Consider the following 17,341-nt stretch of genomic DNA (forward strand, 5'->3'; position numbering starts at 1 on the left):
GGCCGCCGGGGCCCGCGCCGGAGCGCGCGCACGCCGCGCGGCCACCGGGCCCGGATGAGCGGCCACGGCCGTCAGGCGGGCAGCGGCCAGCCGTGGCCGACCGGCCCGAGGCGTCCCGCCCGGTCCAGGGGCGTGACACCCTGTACCCATTTCCGCAGCATCGGGACTTCGACGTTCCGTCCGCTCCGTCCGCCGAGCCGGGCGGGGTGCAGCGAGGCCCGGTCGGGCACCGGCCGGCGTATCCCAGTGCCGACTCGGTGTTCGGGTACCACGGGCGTACCGCCGAGCCGCCCGCTCCCACCAGCGGCCCACGGGAGCGCGATCGTGGTCCTTTCCGTGCTCCGGCGGAAGCCGGCCAGCCTGGCGCCGGACCGGCCGGCGGATGGGAGCCGGCTGCGGCAGCCCCGGACATGAGCCTCGACGGCCGGGCCGGTGAGCTGCCCCAGGCGCGGCTGCGAGCCCCGGCAGGGAGATCTGGGCAGCTCCTTTCGGCCGAGCCTGCCGTTGCCCGGCAGCGTGCCGGCTGGGATGCCGATGCTCGGGAGAGCGCTGCCGAGGACGCCCCTGCCAGCGGTGTGGCTGCCGAACCGCCGCTGGGCATCGAGCGTGGCATCGTTGATCCGGATTGGGCTGTGCCGCCGCCGCGGCCGGCCAGGGCCGGCCGGCTCGCCGGCCTCGTCGTCGGTACGGCGGGCGCGGTCACCGGAGCGGGCGCGGTGTTGCCGTGGAGCACGCTGAGCAGCGGGGCGGAGACCCGTACCTTTTCGGGGCTGACGGTTGGCGACGGTCGTGTGACACTGGTTGTCGGTGTCGTCCTGTTGATGATCGGCTTCGCGCGCCTGTTCGGGCGTCCGGCGGGGGCAGCGGATGGGGTGGTTGCGCGGGTGCTCGCGGCCGGGGTCACGGTGCTGTCCACGATGGACATCATCGCGGGGCCGCCGCCGCTGGCATCCTTCCGTGGCATTTCCGCTGATCAGATGAGCGTTGTTCCCGGGCCCGGCGTCGTCCTGACCCTGGTTGCCGGGCTGGTCGCGCTTGTTGGTAGCTGGCTGTTGCGGCCCGCGCGCGTGATCCGGCGGTGAACATCCAAGGATCATGACTGGCCGGCTGGTTGGTCAGTCAGCTCCGCGGGGCGGCTGGCGCCATGGCCGGCCCGCGGCAGCTGACCGTACAGGGAGGAAGGCGTGTCCGAACAGGATCGCAGTCCATGGGGGCCGCCGACCGAGCGCATCGCTGACTGGAGCGGCGAGACCGATGCCGGCGGCCCGCAATCCCGACCCACTGGCGAGGACCGCGGACACGAGCAGGCACGGCGGTGGCGAGCGGAAAGGCGCGCGGCAATGGCCCGTACGGCCGATCCGCGCTGGGCCCGATCCGACGATGGCCCGCCGCCGGCGGACTGCGTCGCCGTGGCCGCGCTGGACGCTTGGGACGTCCCGAATGAGCTGGCGAGCGCTGGAGAACATCAGCTGTGGGGCGCGCCGCTGGGGGCCGACGCGAGAACAGCCGGTGGCGGGCCGGGCCTGAGCCGAACGCTCGGCGGCTTGGTGGTGCTTGCCGCCGGTGCCGCGACAGCCCTCGCTTCGTTCATGACGTGGGCTACCGTGAGCGCTTTCGGGCTGATCGAGATCTCGGTCAAGGGCACCGACGCGGAGCAGTACGGCGCGACGACGCTGCTGTTCGGTGTCGTGTCCGCCGTTCTCGGCGGGACGCTGATGGTCCGTGCGCGAAGCGGCCTGCTCTGGATCCTCGCCGCGGTCACCGGGTCCATGATCGTTCTTATGGCGATGCTCGACCTGTTCCAGCTCCTGCGTGGCACCCGGCCGGCCGGTCTGGATCTTGGCATGTCGGTCCGGGTCGGGCCAGGTCTGTGGATCACGCTTCTCGGCGGCTTTGCCGTTGTCGGCGGTTCGCTGTTCGCCCGCTTCGGGTCACGCCGCGGCCGTCCCTGACAGGGTTATCCCTGACAGGGCCGTCCCCCAGATGGGGGTCCTTTCGTCCTGAGCTGTGGGGTCATGACACCGCGTGGCATCCGGGCCAAGCTGGGTGACGGTCGCTCAGCGGCCCCGAATGGCGCGCGTTTCCACCCTGAGACGGGGGGCGGGGTGGGACGCGGCCTGACGGCACGGGCGACGGATGGGCTCAGGACACGGCATGCCGCGGGTCCGCCCAGCTCTCTGGCGGGGCGGGTGGGCGTGGGGTCAGCCGGCGCTGTCGGGCCTGAGATGGCCGTCTTCCACCGCCCGACGGTACAGGTCGATCTTTGTTGTCGCGTCGCGGCCGACCTTGCGGTACTTCATCCTGACCCGTTCGATGTACTGCTTGGCGGTCTCGGTCCCCACGTTCATGCGTTTGCCCACCAGCTTCATGGGCATCCCGCCCGCGTACAGCCGCAGCGCCTCGCGCTCCTGTGCGGACAGCGCCGGGCGATCCGGCGCGTCGTCGGTGAACAGGACGAAGGCGAGCTGGGGCGATACCCAGCCATTTCCGGCCGCCGCGGCCCGGATAGCCGTGGCTAGATCATCAACGGTTTCGGTCTTCGGCACGAAACCGTACGCACCGGCACGGATGGCCTCGCGGACAGCGGCCGGCGCCGCTGTCGCGCTGAACACCACCACGGCGGGGCCGGTGTCGATCAGCTGCCGGATGTTGTCCGGCGCGGTGCTGCCATCACCGAGGTCGAGGTCGAGCAGGACGACGTCGGCGTGCCTTCCCGGGCCGGCGAGCAGTTCCGCCATGGTGGTGGCCTTGGCCACGAGTGTGCAGTCGGGTGTCGCCGCGAGTAGTCCCTCAAGCCCGTGCAGGACGATCGGATGATCATCGACGGCCGCGACGGAGATCATTAGATCCGCGCTGCAAGGGCTCGGGCCCCGGGGCCTGGCAGGGCCTGCCACGTCACCCTTTCGAACATCTTGGTCCCTTCGGATCGGTTAAGAGCGACCGGCAACAGGGGTGGCGAGTGTCCTCATCGGCTCCATCGCAGTTCCAGGGAGCCGCGTCCGTCCGCCGTGTCCGTGAACGCGTCGAGATGGCCCTCCATCCGGTCGCCCACGCCGATGGCCCGGACGGCCCGCGCGCAGGCCGGAGAGGTGGGAGAGGCCGGAAACGACACGAACACCTGGGCCTCGTCGCTGCCGCCAAGCACGGTCAGCAGGACTCGGCCGGCGGCCACGGACGCGAGGGACTCGTCGACCATGCGGGCTATCGCGCTGCGGGCCCCGGCCGGTACAGCGCTGAGATCTCCGAGCAGCTGGGTCTCGATCCGCAGGCCCCGGCGCTCAGCGACGGCGATCACATGCTCGAGGTCCAGGACGGTTGTACCGGTGATCATCCGGCGCAAGGTCGCGGCCTGGGCGGCACAGCGGCTGCGCACGGCCTCGTCCGCCGGGTCGAGCAGACCGTCCGCGATCGCTTGGACCAGCGGCAGCGTACGGGTCGCAAGCATGTCCCAGCGGCGGGCGCGGTCGGCCCGGACCGTTACGGCGGAGATCTCCAGCGCGTTCAGCTCAGCCTCGGTGGCCACGATCCGCGCGACGGTCGGGCCAGCCGCGGCCATGGCACGGCGAACCACCATGACCGCCAGCGGCGGGACCCACAGCCCCCAGGCCACCGCGGCCAACCGGGTGAGCGCCAGCGGCCCCGGGCCGACCTCACGCAGGGCCAGCACGCCAGCCACAACCGTCACGGCCGTGGTACCGAGCAGGGCCTCCCTGACTGGGCGGCTCGCCGCCGTCGCCACCAGCAGCCAACCGGCACCGAGCAGTGCCCAGTTGGCGAAACCGACCACGTTGTAGCCACGGCAGGTCAGGCCGACCAGAAGTTCCGTGAGCACCGCGGTGGTCAGCAAAGCGGCGGACTCCCAGCCCCGCAGACCTCGCCGGAGCAGGACGGTGGCGGTGGCCACGGCGAGAACCGCCAGCGTGAGCCATAGCGCCAGCGAGAGCGCCGGCCAGCGGTAACTGCTCATCATGGTGACAGCCGGCAGCAGCACCGCCGCGTGCCAGCAGAGGACGAAGACGGCAACACCGCGGGCCAGCCCGGTCTCGTAGCGGGTGCGGATGAGCCGGCCGCTGTCACGGGTGAGCGCCGCCCGCTCGGCCTGTCCGGCGTCCCAGGCCGCTGCCGGCAGGTCGTGCCCGCCGTGGGTACCGGCGGCGCTGTCCCCAGGCGTCCCCCGGGCCAGGAACGCCTCCAGCACGGACAGGTCACGTGCGCAGCGGGCGCGGACATCGGCGGTGGGCACCGCCGTGGTCCCCCCCGCCCCGGCCGGGCCGGTGGGGTGAACGGCGCCCATCGCGATTCCGGTGAGGGTGTTGACGAGCGTGTCGTGAACAAGGCGTTCCTGCTCCCGGCGGTCCTGTGCCCGGGAGCGAACGATCGTTGCGATCCGGTACCGGCGTATTGCTGCGGCGAGGTCGACGTCGGCATCGACGGCATGGGCGCGGGCGGTCCGTACGGTAAGCGCCCAGGCTGTCGTGATGACCGCGAGCAGCACCACGGAGCGGGCCGGCACCCCCGGGGCCGGCCCGGACGGCCCCACCATGGCCGCACCCGCCCAGTACGCCGCCGCGACGCTCGTGACGGCCGGCACCGCGGCCCGCACCGGCAGGCACCACGCCGCCGTCACGGTGGCTCCGCCGACAGTGACGTAGACCCAGTTGGCCGCGTCCCCAACCGTCGTGGGCGGGATCATCAGCGCGCCGAAGCAGGCCAGCGGTCCGGCCAGGGCGAGCTCAAGCAAGCTGGCGCGCGGGTCGAGGCCATGACGGGTGAGAAAGATCACGACGAGCACGGCCCAGGCGGCCGCGGCGAGCGGGCCGGCGAGCGTCCACGGGTGCGACCAGGTCCACGACCACCAGATCGCGACCTGCGCGAGGCCCAACACACCAGTGAGGACACGGAACAGCACGGCCGCCCGGACCATGACCGCGCCGTGCGACAGGAGGGCGAAGCCCTTCGGGGCAGGCGGCGGTGCGTCAGCTGGCATGGTCACGCCGTCCTCAGCCGGTCAGGTCTGGCTACAACGCCTGCTATTTCAGCAAACGTGACATTCAGCTTCCACGACGCGTTGCCGGTGGCTGTCAGCGGGTCCGCGTGAACCTGTCCAGGGCGTCCGCGAGGGCCTCGATCTCGGCTGGGTCGCTGTATACGTGCGGGCTTGCGCGCAGGAGCGGGCCGGTCATCTCCCGGGGGGCGCGGCTGGTTGCGAAAGCGCTGGTCAGGATGCCAGCCTCGGCGTAAAGGCGGTCGCGGACCGCGTGCGGATCCACCCCGGGCGGCGGGACGAGCGTGACGATTCCGCTGGGCTCGGCCAGCGGCTCACCCACCCGCCAGCCGGCCAGCCCGTCAAGCCGCCGCCGTGCCAGCGTCCCGAGCGCCGCGATCCGCCCCGACACCGCCGCCGTCCCGGCATCGACAAGCTCGCCCACGGCGCGCGCGAGACCCACCCTGGCAGCCGCGGCAGACTCGCCGATCCCCAGCGCGGCGATGCCGGTCAGCGGGACGGGCGGTCCGTGCCCGTCCCAGCTCGCCGTGTGCAGGCAGCGGGCCGGTGCGACCAGCCGTTCGATGATCTGTTCCGAGATGGCGAGAACGCCCACCCCCCGCGGCCCGCACAGCCACTTGCGGGACGTCCCGACATAGGCTGCCGCGCCCAGCCCGACCGTGGGTACGTGCCCCAGGGACTGCGCGACGTCCAGCAGGAGCGGGACACCCGCGGCGGTGGCGCGCGCGGCGACCTCGGCGGCCGGCTGGACGATCCCGCGCTGGGAGGGCACGTGCGGGAAGGTCACCAGATCCAGGTCAAGGCCGGCGGGGCCGTGGCGGTCCAGGGCATCGAGGTCGATCCGCCCGTAGCCGTCCACCGGCAGGTCGATCAGGTCGATGCCGTCACGGGCCGCCCGCGCGGCCAGCACCATCGCGTTGGACCCGAACTCGCCGGGCACCACACCGATCCGGCCACCGGCGGGCAGCGGCCAGGCGTCGACAAGCGCGGCGAACGCGGTGGACGCCGAGTGGTGGAAGGCCACGTCGCCGGCCGACAGATCAGGGCCGAGCAGGTTCGCGAGATCCGCGCGTAGCTGTGCCAACGGCTCGCTGTGGCGGATCTCGGCGACGTACCCGCCGGCCCGGCTCTCCTCCGCCAGGTAGGCCCCTGTGGCGGCGATGGTGGCCCGGCTCATCCGCGCGCACCCGGCCGCATCGAGATGAATGATCTCACTGCTGTCGCGGGCGGCTTGCCAGCGCGCAGCCAACCGCTCGAAGGGTGTTGCCGGCAGGCCCGGAAGTCTCACGCGGGTGAGCGTCGCATCGATGCGCCCTGAGCCCAACCCGGAGCCCGCCCTGTTCCGCGCGTTGAGCGGCTGCTTCTTGCGGCTGACGCCGCCGGCATCGTCCGGGGAAAGATCGAATACAAAAGAGTGTGCGGATGACAGGCGTTCTTTGTGCCGCTACCTGCGGGTTTCCATATCCGTGGAGATCTTGGCCGCTATCCCCGGTCGCGCACTAGCGCAGCGGCCGGCTGTAGAAAATATCTACAGATTAACAACTCTGCGATTGATGTGGTGTGCGTGCGGATGCTTGCTGGCAGTATCTGTCCGGTGCCTTTCAATGCTAACGGATGGGCGTGTACAACTCGCTTGTCCCACGGCTCGATTTTCCGGTAACTCAATTATCCGTACTGGCGCCGCGCTGTGCGCGGTCTTTCTGGTTGGACTGACTGGAGTCGACGTTCATGTCAGCTGGCATACGGCACTGCCTCCCCGGTGTTTGTCCCGCCCCGTCGGGTGACGATTATCAGCGTTCCCGGCCGTCGTGGTCGTCAGGGGAAGGCCGGCTGGCCGCGGCTCTGTAGTCCGCTGATCTGCGGCGATGAATTTTTCCGCTCCAGCGGCTGTGTTTCTCGTTGGCGGCGTACAGCTTTCACCGAGCCGCTTCTCCTGTTCATGCGCACAGGCGTCCGTGGGCCTCCCGCCAGGCCGCCCCATTACCCGGGAAGGGTGGAACGACGATGCGAAACGATCCGGTCAGGAAGTCGGTAAGGAGGGCCGGCGCGCGGCGCGGGAAACTCACCGCGGCGCTGGCCGCTCTCCTGGCGTTAGCCACTTTCACCGTGCAGCTCGGTGCGACGGCCACGGCGGGCGCGGTCGCCACCGGCGCCGAGACGGCATCGGGGCTGCCGGGCGCGAGAGGTGACGCGGTCACCCGGGCGTTCATCCAGACCGTGGGGGCCACGACCATCAGTAACCAGGAAGCGCTCTCCGTTTTCAGGTCCTGGATGATCGACCAGGCAGGCTTCGCTGACAGTGGCTATGTCGGCTCAATCGACGACCTGGCGCGCAAGGCGATCACCATCATGTGGTACGGTCCCCACACGTCCCTGCTGTCAGCGATTGTCAAAGAGGGCGAGCGGCGTGGCATCGCGGTGTCCGTTCAGCGGCGCGCACACAGCTTGCGGCAGATCCGCGCGGCTACCAACGAGATCTGGCAGCAGGCGGCCGCGGGCGAATGGGCCGGGTTCAAGATTTCATTCATCGCCGCCGTCGGGGCGACGGATGACGATATCACCGTCAACGGGACCTACACCGCGGCCCCAGCGGAGCGGCGCGCACCGCAGGTGCGGTCGCGGGCTACGGCGGTCATGGGGGTACCGGTGCATGTCACACCAGGTGTCAGCGCTGACACGAGCACTGGCCGCGACGACGACTTCGCACCGTTCAACGCGGGTGGATACATGCTCAGCCCCTCCACCGGACACACCTGTTCCAGCGGGTTCGCTGTCAACCTCGGCGGGACGTCCAACACGACGACCGCACGTCACTGCAGCGCGGACGACTATCAGGATCGAGCCGCGTCGAACAGGTACGGGACCGGCGTGCGCACCTCCACGGACGGCGGCGGCCGGGTGCTGAGCGCTACCGGGGCGGCCTTGGCATTCGACGGGGCATACAATTCCAATAACTTCTGGAAGACCGTCATAGGCTACGCTGACCTGGGCGTCAACGACTTCGTGTGCACGGGTGGCGGTAACTCCGGCGAGCATTGTAACATCAAGGTCACAAACCTGTTGGTGTCATTCAATGATGGTAGTGGGTCGTTTTCGACCATCGAAGGTGTCCAGCAGTCGAGCGGTGCGATCGCGCAGATCCAGGGTGACAGCGGCGGTCCGGTGATCTCGCTCGCGAGTACGTCGTCCGGGCAGGTCCGGGCGGCCGGAATGATACAGGGTTTTCTGGGCTCGGGCATGACAGGCTCCGCCTGCGGCGCGGTGTACGACGCGGGAGGCAACAAGTGCAGCACGAACGTGCTTTTCTCGTCCATGCGGACGGTCGTCAACAGCATCCCGGGCGCGTCACTGCGGACCGGGTGACACCGGCCGCCCCCGACAATCAGGCGGTGTATCGGCGTTTTGTAGCGATCACTGATCGTTCGTCCCGCAAGAATGAGGTGGGGTAACGGCGTTATAACGTTATAATCAGGTCTGACATCCCCCAGGCAGGGGAAGGACCGCGATGCTCCGCCACCTCCTGGCTGAACCCGGCGAGCGGATCGCCCAGCTCTTCGGCTGTCCGCGCACCCGGTGCGGCGCGCCCGCGTCCTTCCCCCGCCCCCGCCCCCGCCCCCGCCCCCGCCCCCGCCGCACCGTGGCCTGCCGCGACCAAGGAGCGAGCACGGTGACCTCGAACAGCTCCTGGCATCCCGCGCCCAGGAGGACACCGATCCGGGCGCTGTCATGACCGCCCTCCACCCGAGCTTCCGCACCCGGCGGCAGCGCCGCAACCGCGCCCTCGTCATCGGCGGTCTGGCCGGGGCTGTCCTCGTCATCTTGGCCGCGGTGCCGCAGACATGGGCAACGCCACCCCGGCCGGCCACGACCGCCCAGCCGAGCGCGGCAGGAACGCGGGCCGCGGCAAACGGCTGCGTGTCGCTCTCCCTGCGACAGACGCTGGCCATAGCGGGGCAGCGCGGCGCGTCAGTGCTTGTCGCCAGCGGCTCGCTGACCGGTGAGACCGTCATCGACGGGCAGACGTTCCATCAAATGATCATGCATTCCGTGCGGACTCTCAGCGGCCCGGTCATCACCTCGGACAGCACGGGCTGGATCGGCAGCGCCAGCGGGGCAGTGGGGCCGATCCCCGGCGCGGACGCGGGCGCGCTATGGGGCACGGACGGGCGTCTGTTCGCCATCGCCTGGCCAGCGCGGCAGACGGGCACCGCGGTCGGGCCTGTCCTGCGCATCGCCCCGGTCGTCCACGATCAGGTGATCTTCAGTTCGGCCGGCTGTTGGGACATCACGGACCTGCCCACCGAGCCATACCACGGCCCGCTCGCGGAAATCCCGGGCAGCAACTCGTATGCCCGCGCGGCCCCAACCGGCTTCCACGCGGTTGCGCTGACGGTCGTCGAGCAGATGCTGGCCAAATGATCATTCCGGATGCTCGCGAGCGGGACAGCGACGGGTCGCCCCGCGCCTGTGGCGCGGGCGCCATGGCTACTTGGCCGTTGTGGTCACCGCGTCTGCGTCTCCGCAGGTGTGCCGCCACCCCGCCGGGACCGTGTGATGCTGCGTCATAGGGTGTGTGGCATGCCGAACCTAAACGTGTCCGTGCGGGCGGGGACCCTCCAGCACGCTCGCGCCGCGGCGACCGCCGCCGGCATGACGCTGTCGGCGTGGGTGGACAAGACGCTGGCCGAGTCGATCTGGACCGCTCGGTTCGCCCGCCAGCGGCAGCGCAACGCCGCGCTGGGCGTCACCGCGAGCTACCTGGTGGCCGAGTACACCCGGCTGGAGGAACTGCGGCGTGCGGCAGGGTGAGGTGTGGGCACGCGTCGATGTCCTCGCCCATGCCCTGATCGTCTCCGCGGACATGTACAACAACGCCGGCACCGGACGGGTGATCGTCTGCCCGGTCATCCCGGGTGACCCGCTGCCACAGGACGACTACGCCGCTGACGCCTGCATCGCCGACCCGATCCCCGGCACCGTCCTGCCCGAGCTGGTCGCCTGGCTGCCGACCTCGGCCCTGTCCCACTCTCTTGGCCCGATCTCCGAAGACGCGTGGCTGCGTGTCGACCAGATCCTGTGCCGCGTCCTGGGGCACTGAGGGTAGCAGGCCCCTGATGACGGAAATGGGCTGATCGACGACAATGGCGGGACGGCTGGCGGTCGTGGGCGTGGGTGCGGTCGGCGGGTTCTTCGCCGCCCGAGCGGCGGCCGCGGGGGCTGACGTACAGCTCTGCGTGCGCCGGCGGTTCGGCGAACTGGTGCTCCGGGGCCCTGACGGGGTGTTCCGCGCCGACCTGCCCGTCTGGACCAGCCCCGAGCATGCCAGGCCCGTCGACTGGGTGCTGTTGGCGACCAAGGCCCATCAGAACGCGGCGGCACTCACCTGGCTGACCCGGCTGGTCGGTCCGGACACCGTCGTCGTGATCGCCCAGAACGGTGTCCGACAGGCCGAGCGGGTCGCGGCGGTGGTACCCGCGGAGCGGGTGCTCCCCACCGTCGTCTACATCAACGCCGAACCGGTCGCGCCCGGTGTGGTCGAGCACCGCAACTACGGCTTCCTGCATGTTCCGGCCGGCGCCCTCGCCGACCGGTTCGCCGGGGTTCTGCCCAGCGCGGGGCTGGTGCGACCGGTGGACGGCTTCGCCGTCGAGGCCTGGACGAAACTGACCGCCAACACCGCGGCGAACTCGCTCACAGCGCTGACCGGCCGGCGCCTGGAGGTGCTGCGCCGGGACGACATGGCCCGGCTCGCGGTGACCATCATGCGTGAAGCGGTCGCTGTCGCCCACGCCGACGGTGCGGCCGTTGCCGACGAGCTGCCGGAACTGATCATCGAGCGGCTGCGTGACCAGCCCGCCGGGTCGGGCACATCGATGCTCTACGACCGGTTGGCGGGGCGCCCGCTGGAACACGAGGCTCTGATCGGTGCGGTGGTGCGTATCGGCGCCGAGCACGGTGTCCCCACCGTGGTGTCGGCGCACATCCTCCCGCTGCTGGCGGCCATCAGCGACGCCGCGCTGAGCCACTGAGCCACTGAGCCGGGTCACTGGGAGAAGCCCCGCGGCTCCGGGTACACGGCCAGATCTGGTCGCGTACCCGGAGATCAGAGCCGTTACCTGATGGTCCAGTACTGGTCCGCGTTGGACAGGCTGCGCAGGTCACCGCCGTTGCCGAACGTCACGCCCGTCCCGCCGACCTCGATACGCAGATACAGGTTTCCGCCGGAGACGAAGTACTGACCGTCCTTGCCGACGGTGGCGACGCTGGACGCCATCTTCACCGGGACGTCCTGGCCCCAGAACTTGAAGCCGGCCCTGGGGGCCGACCTGCCCGCCCAGGGGATGACCAGGTCGACAAAACCCGGATCGGTCCCGTGGATGTCGAAGTCGAGCGAGCTGAGCGTTCCCCCGGACGGTGGGGTCACCTGGTAGCGCTGGCCTTCGACCACGCCGACGGTGCCGCTGTAGCCGGTGACGCCGTCGGCGCGCTTCCACGTCCAGTGGTCGTCGACCAGGCCGAAGCGCAGGCGCATGAAGCCACGGTCGAGCGGGCTCCAGGTGCCGAAGTCCGCGCCCTGGAAGTAATCCGGACCGACTCGGCTGTAGATGGTCCTGTCCGTGGGTGACCGCAGCAGCGCGGAGTCGTTGTGGATGATCGCCGGTACTCCGTCACCCTTGACCGAACCGTCGAGGTCGGCGAACCAGTGTGAGTGGCCGGATTCCGCCGCTTCGAAGTACGGGCTGTTGCTGGCGAACAGGGTGCGGTACCCGTCGCCGAAGAACTTCAGCCCCTTCACCCGGTTGGTCGCGTCCCAGGTGCTCGCGCCGATGTCGCTGATGGCCGCGAGCCCGGGATCCGCTCCGGCGGCCTGCTTGAAGTTGGCGAGCCAGGTCCCGTTCGTGTCGCACTGGCCGTGATAGAAGCGGATCAGCGCCTGGATATGCCCTGTCTCAGTACCGGTGTTGGCGGTGTTGTTGCCGATGAGCAGGCCGTTGTTGATGGCGGTGTCCTGGCAGTTGAGGGCGATGCTGTTGTTCGCGGCGGTCGGGTTGTCGGTCGTGAGCGCACCGTCGATCCACAGTCCGAAGCCCTCGTTCTTCCACACGTTCGGATTGATCATCCGGCCGCGCCGGGTGAAGTCACCGTTGTAGGCCTCGACGCTGATGCCCGAACCCGGGACGCCTTCCGCCGGGAAGTCGGCGGGGTGGATGGTGTGTGAGTGGGCGGTGCTGTTCTGGTTGAGACCGAACGGTTTGTCGACCGCGTCGTGGATCGCGTCGTCGCTGGCGTTGCCGGGGTCGACCGCGTTCATGTCGAAGTCGTACCAGATACCCACGCCGTCACCGCCGGCCGCGGAGTTGCCGCTCAGGATGTTGTTCGGATCGGTGATCCAGAATTCCGACGGGATCTGGTCCGACGCGCGTAGCGGCCTGGTACCCGCCGGGACCTGACGGACGCCCATCACCAGGTTGTTGGTCAGTACGTTCCCTTCCTCGACGCGATCTTCGAGGAAGAAGCCGGCGCCGTAGGTCTCATCGGCCACCACGCCGTTGACATGGACGTTGTTGCTCCGGTGGATGGTGACCATGCGGTTGAAGCTGTCGATGATGCTGACGTTGTCCACCAGCGAGGCGCTCTGGTCGCCGGCCCAGTGCCAGTGGATCGGGTAGCGGGCGAGTACGCCGAACTGGCCCATGTGGTCGAGTTCGGTGTTCGACATGCGCAGCGTGCCGTCTTTCATGATCATGACATGGCCGCCGAACTTCGTCGCCGCCGCGTTATCCGGGCCGGTGATGACGATGTTGTGCGACAGCAGGCCGACCTCGGCCCGCTCCTCGACCGAGCGGGTCTCGCCGCCGGAGGTCTGGGCGGTGACTATCGACGCGTGCCGGTGGGCCAGCGGCCTGTCGATCGTGATTGTTCTGCCGTCCGCGGAGACCCCGGCGACCGTGACACGTTCCTTGTGGTTCACGTCGAGGTCGGAGGAGGCGACGACGATCAGATCGCCGGTACGCCACGACACGGGGTCGATGAGCGAAAGAGTGGTGGCGCCAGCGTTGGCCGTCTGTGACAGTTTCGTCCAGGTATGGCCGGAATCCCTGCCGTGGATCTCGATGCGGCCACCCATCGAGCCCAGGACGTCCGCGCCCATACCCATCGTGTTGTCGGTCGGGCGCCCGTCGAGGATGAGCCTGATGGCGCTGGTGAGCGGGGCACCTTCGGTGCCCATCCAGAAGCTTCCGTGCACCATGATGTAGGCCGTGCGCAGCGTCGTCGGCCGGTCCGCGAAGGCGAGGTCGCCGTCGACCTCCAAGCCTCCCAGTTTGGGTACGTCGACGTCGACGAGTATCCGTCGACCCGCCGCGACCGTGACGACCGCACCGGCGGCGGGGACTGTGCCCCCCCACGTCGCGGGATCACTCCACTTGGCGAAGGTGCTGAAGTCGGGTGGGGCGATCCCGGGCTGGGCCGGTGGCACCGGTACTGTCGCGACACCCTCCGACACGGTGGTGGACGCGCCGGTGGCGTCGGGGCTGCGGCTGGCGGTCGGGCTTGTCGGAGCGGTCGGATTCTGACACGCCGCGAGCGCGGACAGCAGGCCGATAATGGCGACACCGGCCGCCGTCATCCTCGTTCGGCGCCGGCTGAATCGGCGGCGTCCGCCAAGAACAGGGAACATCTGGCTACTTCCCTACTTTACATTTGGTAACCGGTCGACGTTCTGACTGCCCCCCCGATCACGTAACGTGACCATGAGCATCATGATAGACCAACAGGCCAAAGGCACCGTTTTGGGATCGAGCCACGGTTGCGGCGCCACGCACTGGGTGGCGGCCGGGTGACCCGCGTCCCCTATTGCCAGTCGCTCTTACGCGGCCGGTTCCGCGACGACCTTGCTCACGATGTGCTCGGCGATCGCCAGTGACGCAGTGGCACCTGGTGACGGTGCGTTACGCACATGCACGATCCGTCCGCGGATCGACAGCACGAAGTCATCCACCAGGCCGCCGTCGCGGGCGACCGCCTGCGCGCGGACGCCCGCGGGACCCCTGACGACATCGGCGGCCCGCAGCTGCGGGACATACCGGCGGGCCTGTGCCACGAACGCGCGTCGGCTGGCCGTCCACAGGATCTCGCGCGCCCCGGTCCGCCAGTGCGTGCGGGCCATCTTGTGGAAGCCTGGCCAGGCGATCGTCTGACGCAGGTCCGATCCATCGACGGCCAGGGCTGTGTACCCTTCCCGGGCGGTCGCGAGCACCGCGTTCGGGCCGACCAGGACCTCGCCGTCCACCCGCCTGGTGAGGTGGATGCCGAGAAAGGGGTACCGCGGGTCCGGCACCGGATAGATCAGCCCTCGTACCAGCTCCCGGCGTTGCGGTCGCAGCAGCCAGTACTCGCCCCGGAAGGGGATGATCCGCGGTGAGGGATCCTCGCCGGTGAGCCTCGCGACTTGGTCGGACTGTAGCCCCGCGCAGGCGATGACGAGGCCGAACGGCCCGGCCGTCTCGGACACCTCCGTCACCGTGCCGCCAGCCCTCGACGCGGTCGCGTGGTTTCCGTTGGGGGCCACCCGGGCCGTCCCCCGCACCCGCAGGCCCAGGTGGACACCGTCACCGCGGTCGTCGACGGATACGACTTCGGCGCCGGTGCGGACCGACCCGCCCGCGTCCCGCACGTCGTCACGCAGCGCACGGGCCACGGCCTGGTAGTCCACGATCGCGGTCGTGGGGGAGCGCAGCGCGGCCACCCCACGGGCATGCGGCTCGTAGCGACGCAGGCCGTCCGCGTCCAGCATGGCCGTGCCCGGGACGCCGTTGGCGCGCGCCCGGTCGGCGATGTCGGCGAGCCTGTCCAGCTCGCTGTCGTCGACCGCTACGACAATCTTGCCGCATTCGTCGTAGCGGATGCGGTGGACGGCACAGTACTCCTTCAGCAGCGCGACACCGCGCCGGCACAGGGTCGCCTTCAGCGAGCCGGGCTGGTAGTAGAGCCCGGCGTGAACCACCCCGCTGTTATGCCCGGTCTGATGGCAGGCGACGTCGTGCTCCTTTTCGAAGACCGTGACGGTCACGCCCGGATCGGCCTGCCCGATCCGCCGGGCCACTGCCAGCCCCACAATCCCACCGCCGATGACCGCGACCTGACCCGCCACGTGTGCTGCCCCCTTTGGTTGTCTGCCACGGTTGGTGTGGCCCGTACCCAGTATCGGCGGATGTGGACGGGTGGTTCGCCCTGGTGGATCCCTGCCGGCTACCCGAAGAAGTGGCCGGGAGGGTATGCCCGGTCGGTGCGGGAGCGCGGCATGCCCCGAAGCGCGTCCGTCAGCGTCCGCGCGGTGTTGACCAGCGGCACATGGCTGAACGCCTGGGGGAAGTTGCCGACCATGCGCCCCAGCCGCGGGTCGTACTCCTCGGCCAGCAGCCCTACGTCGTTACGCAGGGCCAGCAGCCGCTCGAACAGCTCCTGGGCTTCGTGGACCCGGCCCGACAGCGCGTAGTTGTCGGCGAGCCAGAAGGTACAGGCCAGGAACGCGCCCTCACCAGCGGGCAGCCCGTCCACGGCACCGTCGGGGGCGGTCGGGTAGCGCAGGACGAAGCCGTCCTCCATGAGCTCGCGTTCGATGGCGGTCACGGTGCCCACGACCCGTCGGTCCGTCGCGGGCAGGAAGCCGACCAGCGGCATGTAGAGCAGAGCCGCGTCCAGTTCGGTGGAGCCGTAGAACTGCGTGAAGGTGCCGCGGTCGGCGTCGAAGCCACGGACGCAGACCTCGTTGTGGATCTCGGCTCGCAGCGCGCTCCAGCGCTCCAGCGGTCCGGGCAGGCCCGACTCGGTGATGCCCTTGATCGCTCTGTCGGCCGCCACCCAGGCCATCACCTTGGAGTGCACGAAGTCCCGCCGTGGCCCGCGCACCTCCCAGATGCCCTCGTCGGGCTTGCGCCACCCGGTCTCCAGGAAGTCCATCAGCTTGGTCTGCAGGGCCCAGGAGTCGTCGTGACCGTCCACATCGGTCGCCATCCGGGCCACGTGCAGCGCATCGAGCACCTCGCCGTAGACGTCCAGCTGGAACTGCTCGACGGCGCCGTTGCCGACCCGGACGGGCGCGGAGCCCTCGTAGCCGGGCAGCCACGGCACCTCGTATTCGGTGAGCCGGCGCTCACCGCCGACCCCGTACATGATCTGTACTCGAGAGGGGTCACCGGCCACCGCGCGCAGCAGCCACTCCCGCCATGCGGTGGCCTCGCTGGTGAACCCGGCATCGAGCAGCGCGAGCAGGGTGATGGTGGCATCGCGCAGCCAGCAGTAACGGTAGTCCCAGTTGCGGACGCCGCCGATCATCTCCGGCAGCGACGTGGTGACCGCGGCGACGATGCCGCCGGTGGGCGCGTACGTCAGCGCCTTGAGGGTGATCAGGGAACGCCGGACCGCCTCCTGCCACTGCCCGTCGTAGGTGCAGCCGGCCATCCACTCCGCCCACCACGACTCGGTGAGGTCGATCGCCCGACGGACGTCGATCAGGGTGTGCGCCGGCCGGTGCGAGGGGCACCAGGTCAGGGAGAACGGCACGGACTGGCCAGCGGAGACGGTGAACTCCGCGTAGGTGGCCATGTCATGGCCTTCCATCGGCGCGGTGGTACGCAGGGTGACCGCGTCCGGCCCGGCGACCGCGACGATCGTGTGGTCATCCAGCCGCCGCACCCATGGGACGATCGAGCCGTAGTCGAACCGGATGCGGGTCTCGCTGCGCATCCGCACGTTCCCCTCGATGCCTTCGACCAGCCGCAGCACGATGTGCTCGCCTGACCTCGGGTACATGGCGTCGACGATGCGCACGGTTCCGGTCGCCGTGGTCATGTCGGTTTCCAGGACAAGGGTGTCGCCCCGGTAGCGGCGGCTCACCGCGAGCACGGGACCGACCGGAGCGATCTTCCAGTGACCGGAGTCCTCATCGCCGAGCAGCGCGGCGAAGCAGGCGGTCGAGTCGAACCGCGGTAGGCACAGCCAGTCAATCGAGCCGTCCCTGGAGACCAGCGCGGCCGAATGGGTGTCGCCTATCACCGCGTAGTCCTCGATACGGGAGGGCACGGTCTCTCCGGGGTTTCTTGGGGCCTGCGACGACGCGAGGAGGCCGTCCCGACAGATCGCCTCGCGATCCCCGCTGGTCCCCCATGCTCACGTCGTCCCTGGCCGGCTTGGACAGGTCGGTGTGATGAACATCGCTCGCGTTTGCGCGGGCAAGAGCGCTTACCTTAAGGCCTCATCGAAACGGCTAAGTTAGGGGCACGCCGTACTGGTGGCGATCCGGTGACGGATCAAGATCAGGATTGTCGCTGCGCC

General features: G+C 69.8%; 13 protein-coding genes. 7 read left to right on the forward strand and 6 right to left on the reverse strand.

Features of this window, described 5'->3' with window-relative positions; all coding sequences use genetic code 11:
- Both MJ777_RS04645 and MJ777_RS04650 read left to right on the forward strand, forming a co-directional pair.
- On the forward strand, positions 1 to 1,082 hold a 1,082-nt coding region (locus MJ777_RS04645; RefSeq protein WP_239373452.1), incomplete at its 5' end, for a hypothetical protein.
- Positions 1,083 to 1,184: 102 nt separating this feature from the next.
- Positions 1,185 to 1,952 carry a hypothetical protein gene (locus MJ777_RS04650; RefSeq protein WP_239373454.1) on the forward strand — a complete coding sequence of 256 codons (768 nt, stop codon included), beginning with the start codon at positions 1,185 to 1,187 and terminating at the stop codon, positions 1,950 to 1,952.
- A gap of 249 nt (positions 1,953 to 2,201) precedes the next feature.
- On the opposite strand, the gene MJ777_RS04655 is transcribed toward MJ777_RS04650, so the two are convergent.
- The 3 genes from MJ777_RS04655 to MJ777_RS04665 all read right to left on the reverse strand — a co-directional run bounded on the left by MJ777_RS04655 (position 2,202) and on the right by MJ777_RS04665 (position 6,293).
- A complete protein-coding gene (locus MJ777_RS04655) occupies positions 2,202 to 2,843 on the reverse strand; it encodes a response regulator transcription factor (protein ID WP_239313527.1) in 642 nt (213 codons plus the stop codon).
- Positions 2,844 to 2,965: 122 nt separating this feature from the next.
- On the reverse strand, positions 2,966 to 4,987 hold the full coding sequence (locus MJ777_RS04660) for a hypothetical protein (RefSeq protein WP_239373456.1): 2,022 nt from the start codon (positions 4,985 to 4,987) through the stop codon (positions 2,966 to 2,968).
- A gap of 94 nt (positions 4,988 to 5,081) precedes the next feature.
- A complete protein-coding gene (locus MJ777_RS04665; protein WP_239310182.1) occupies positions 5,082 to 6,293 on the reverse strand; it encodes an aminotransferase class V-fold PLP-dependent enzyme in 1,212 nt (403 codons plus the stop codon).
- A 716-nt stretch (positions 6,294 to 7,009) separates the two neighbouring features.
- Between MJ777_RS04665 and MJ777_RS04670 the strand changes: the two genes are divergently transcribed.
- The 5 genes from MJ777_RS04670 to MJ777_RS04690 all read left to right on the forward strand — a co-directional run bounded on the left by MJ777_RS04670 (position 7,010) and on the right by MJ777_RS04690 (position 11,034).
- Positions 7,010 to 8,368, forward strand: a complete 1,359-nt coding sequence (locus MJ777_RS04670) for a S1 family peptidase (RefSeq protein ID WP_239310181.1) — start codon at positions 7,010 to 7,012, stop codon at positions 8,366 to 8,368.
- A 363-nt stretch (positions 8,369 to 8,731) separates the two neighbouring features.
- A complete protein-coding gene (locus tag MJ777_RS04675) occupies positions 8,732 to 9,424 on the forward strand; it encodes a hypothetical protein (RefSeq protein WP_239310180.1) in 693 nt (230 codons plus the stop codon).
- A gap of 159 nt (positions 9,425 to 9,583) precedes the next feature.
- A complete protein-coding gene (locus MJ777_RS04680; RefSeq protein ID WP_239310179.1) occupies positions 9,584 to 9,814 on the forward strand; it encodes a hypothetical protein in 231 nt (76 codons plus the stop codon).
- Entirely contained in the window at positions 9,801 to 10,103 is a 303-nt protein-coding gene (locus tag MJ777_RS04685) for a hypothetical protein (protein WP_239310178.1), read from the forward strand. Before MJ777_RS04680 ends, MJ777_RS04685 begins: the two co-directional genes overlap by 14 nt.
- Before the next feature lie 43 nt (positions 10,104 to 10,146).
- Positions 10,147 to 11,034, forward strand: coding sequence for a 2-dehydropantoate 2-reductase (locus MJ777_RS04690; protein WP_239373458.1), 888 nt, complete (start codon positions 10,147 to 10,149; stop codon positions 11,032 to 11,034).
- An 83-nt stretch (positions 11,035 to 11,117) separates the two neighbouring features.
- Here the strand turns inward: MJ777_RS04690 and MJ777_RS04695 are convergent, their stop codons facing one another.
- The 3 genes from MJ777_RS04695 to MJ777_RS04705 form a co-directional block, all read right to left on the reverse strand.
- Positions 11,118 to 13,634: a G8 domain-containing protein gene (locus tag MJ777_RS04695; protein ID WP_239373459.1), complete on the reverse strand. Its 2,517-nt coding sequence runs from the start codon at positions 13,632 to 13,634 to the stop codon at positions 11,118 to 11,120.
- Positions 13,635 to 13,874: 240 nt separating this feature from the next.
- Complete coding sequence (locus tag MJ777_RS04700; RefSeq protein ID WP_239373460.1) at positions 13,875 to 15,158, reverse strand: L-2-hydroxyglutarate oxidase; 1,284 nt, start codon at positions 15,156 to 15,158, stop codon at positions 13,875 to 13,877.
- Positions 15,159 to 15,256: 98 nt separating this feature from the next.
- Positions 15,257 to 17,089: a glycoside hydrolase family 15 protein gene (locus MJ777_RS04705; RefSeq protein WP_239373461.1), complete on the reverse strand. Its 1,833-nt coding sequence runs from the start codon at positions 17,087 to 17,089 to the stop codon at positions 15,257 to 15,259.
- Between the last annotated feature and the right edge of the window lie 252 nt (positions 17,090 to 17,341).

Source organism: Protofrankia sp. Cj5, assembly GCF_917627405.1.
GTDB lineage: Bacteria > Actinomycetota > Actinomycetes > Frankiales > Frankiaceae > Protofrankia.

Coding starts and splice junctions, on each gene's coding strand:
- MJ777_RS04655 (WP_239313527.1), bottom strand. CDS start 2,843: ATGATCTCCGTCGCGGCCGTCGATGATCATCCGATCGTCCTGCACGGG.
- MJ777_RS04660 (WP_239373456.1), bottom strand. CDS start 4,987: ATGCCAGCTGACGCACCGCCGCCTGCCCCGAAGGGCTTCGCCCTCCTG.
- MJ777_RS04670 (WP_239310181.1), top strand. CDS start 7,010: ATGCGAAACGATCCGGTCAGGAAGTCGGTAAGGAGGGCCGGCGCGCGG.
- MJ777_RS04675 (WP_239310180.1), top strand. CDS start 8,732: ATGACCGCCCTCCACCCGAGCTTCCGCACCCGGCGGCAGCGCCGCAAC.
- MJ777_RS04680 (WP_239310179.1), top strand. CDS start 9,584: ATGCCGAACCTAAACGTGTCCGTGCGGGCGGGGACCCTCCAGCACGCT.
- MJ777_RS04690 (WP_239373458.1), top strand. CDS start 10,147: ATGGCGGGACGGCTGGCGGTCGTGGGCGTGGGTGCGGTCGGCGGGTTC.
- MJ777_RS04695 (WP_239373459.1), bottom strand. CDS start 13,634: ATGACGGCGGCCGGTGTCGCCATTATCGGCCTGCTGTCCGCGCTCGCG.